The sequence below is a fragment of the Candidatus Omnitrophota bacterium genome (assembly GCA_040755155.1).
Classification (GTDB): Bacteria; Hinthialibacterota; Hinthialibacteria; order Hinthialibacterales; family Hinthialibacteraceae; genus JBFMBP01.
In genome coordinates, this window is the sequence record JBFMBP010000142.1 from 11,610 (window position 1) to 13,760 (window position 2,151).

5 protein-coding genes are annotated in these 2,151 nt (G+C 49.0%); all 5 read left to right on the top strand.

The genetic code is table 11. The features are described 5' to 3' along the window. Positions 1 to 1,032: right-handed parallel beta-helix repeat-containing protein (locus tag AB1656_21515; GenBank protein MEW6237976.1), on the top strand; the 1,032-nt coding region annotated here is incomplete at its 5' end. Between the two features lie 47 nt (positions 1,033 to 1,079). Next, entirely contained in the window at positions 1,080 to 1,241 is a 162-nt protein-coding gene (locus tag AB1656_21520; GenBank protein MEW6237977.1) for a type II toxin-antitoxin system RelE/ParE family toxin, read from the top strand. A gap of 11 nt (positions 1,242 to 1,252) precedes the next feature. After that, positions 1,253 to 1,450, top strand: a complete 198-nt coding sequence (locus AB1656_21525) for a hypothetical protein (GenBank protein MEW6237978.1) — start codon at positions 1,253 to 1,255, stop codon at positions 1,448 to 1,450. A 45-nt stretch (positions 1,451 to 1,495) separates the two neighbouring features. Continuing rightward, positions 1,496 to 1,696 (top strand): type II toxin-antitoxin system HicA family toxin, encoded by a 201-nt coding sequence (locus tag AB1656_21530; protein MEW6237979.1) that lies wholly within the window; start codon positions 1,496 to 1,498, stop codon positions 1,694 to 1,696. Continuing rightward, complete coding sequence (locus tag AB1656_21535) at positions 1,693 to 1,923, top strand: type II toxin-antitoxin system HicB family antitoxin (protein MEW6237980.1); 231 nt, start codon at positions 1,693 to 1,695, stop codon at positions 1,921 to 1,923. Before AB1656_21530 ends, AB1656_21535 begins: the two co-directional genes overlap by 4 nt. Positions 1,924 to 2,151: the final 228 nt, after the last annotated feature.

Sequence of the window (2,151 nt, forward strand, 5' to 3'; positions counted from 1 at the left end):
AAGGATAATGTAACGCTGCGCAGCGCGTCCGGACGGCGCGAGAACGTCGTACTCGACGGCGCCAAGAGCGATCATGGCGAACTTGTCGGCCTGCGCCGTTGCTCCGGCGTTACTATCGCCGATTTAACAATACAGAATATCAAATGGAACGGCTTCAAAATCAATTCCGATTCCAATGTGCAAAAAGTTATTATCCATAACTGTATCATTCATAATATTTGGCAGCGCGGCGTTAAGGGCGTGAAAGTTCCTTTGGATAAATTGGAGGAATATCGCCCCAAAGATTGCATTGTGGAATATTGCCTATTTTACAATGACCATGCCAAGCAATTTTCCGATGACCCGGCGGACGTTCCCACTAATTTCAATGGCAATTACATCGGCGGCATCGATATCATGTACGCCAAGAATTGGATCATTCGTCATAACGTCTTCATCGGCATCCAAGGGCGCACCCGCGAAGGCCGGGGCTGCGTCTTCCTCTGGCATGAAGGCGAGGATTGCCTCATCGACGGCAATATCATTCTGAATTGCGACGTTGGCATTGCGCTGGGAAACTCCAGCGGCATCGGCGAGGGACAAAGCCGCGTACATTGCTCGCGTTTTACCGTACGCAATAATTTCATAACCAATACGCCGGAATCGGGCATCGTGGCCGACTACACAAAAGAATGCCGCATCGTCAATAACACGATTCATGATCCAGGCAGCCGCCTGCAGCGCCTCATCCGCATTGTTCACAGTAATGAGGGTTTATTCGCCGCCAACAACGTTCTCAGCGGCCCGGAGCTGCAGATCGAATCCACCAGCCGGCTCGTTCTGAAAAACAATCTCGCTAAAATCCTCACTCCCTATTTCGCCGATCCCCAAAACGGCAACCTGCATTGGAAAACAATACCGCCCAACGCCGCAGGTCAAGCGGAAAGCCTGCCCGATGTTCCAACGGATATCGACGGAGAGCCGCGCGGAGAAAAACCCGATCTCGGAGCTGACGAATTCATGGAAACTAGCGCCGTTTCTAATGGAGAATAATAACTGATATTAATGCTCGCATTGGAAACATCGGAGATTGTCATTCTGTGAGCGGCGGCATTCACGAACTCAGGATTCACATAGGTCCCGGTTTTCGGATATACTTTGGAAACGAAGGCAATCGGTTTATTATCCTCTTGTGTGGCGGCGTTAAGAGCAGCCAGAAAAAAGATATTAAAAAAGCGCAAGAATTTTGGGGAGGATTATAAAAAACAAAGCCATGAGCATCCCTCCTTTTGTTGACTATCACTCTCTACTCATCGAGGACCTTCGGAACCCGCAAGAAGCGGCGGCTTATTTGAACGCCGCCCTGGAAGATGGCCATATCGAACTGCTGATGATGGCGATACAAAACGTCGCCGAAGCCCAAGGCGGTCTCGATAAATTGGCCGGAAAAATTCATTTCTTCGCCGCCTGACATCGCGCCCAACCTTCGGCGCAAAAGAAGAATAATCGTGATAGAATGAAAGTACGCGACGTGATCAAAATTCTCGAAGCGGACGGATGGCAACTGGATCGAATTCGCGGAAGCCACCGGCAATTCGTCCATTCAATAAAAAAAGGAACCGTGACGGTTGTAGGCAAAGAATCCATAGAGATGGAAATCGGCTTGTTGCGCAGCGTCTTTAGACAAGCCCAAATCGATTGGAGAAAGCGAAAATGAAATACGCTATCGTTATCGAAAAATCTTCCAACGGCTTCGGAGCCTACGCGCCTGACCTTCCCGGTTGCGTAGCCGTCGGCGATACTCTGGAAGAAACAACGCAATTGATGAAATCGGCCATCGAATTTCACCTGGAAGGAATGAAATTGCATAACGAGACGATTCCGGAACCGACGTCCCACTGCCTCTACATTGAGCCTGAATTACCGCAACGCCAAATCGCTTGACATCGCATTACCTCTAATCGACGCCAAAGGGGCGGCCTCTCATCGAAACCGCCCCTCATCTCCAATGACGCAGTGTCTTGAAGTCACAAATTGTGACCTTTAACAAGAAATTGGATCGATATGAAACCTGATAATCCAATAATTATCGTCGAGCGTATCGAGAAACGCATATTTATGATCCGCGGTCATAAGGTAATGCTAAGCATTGATTTGGCAGAACTTTATGAA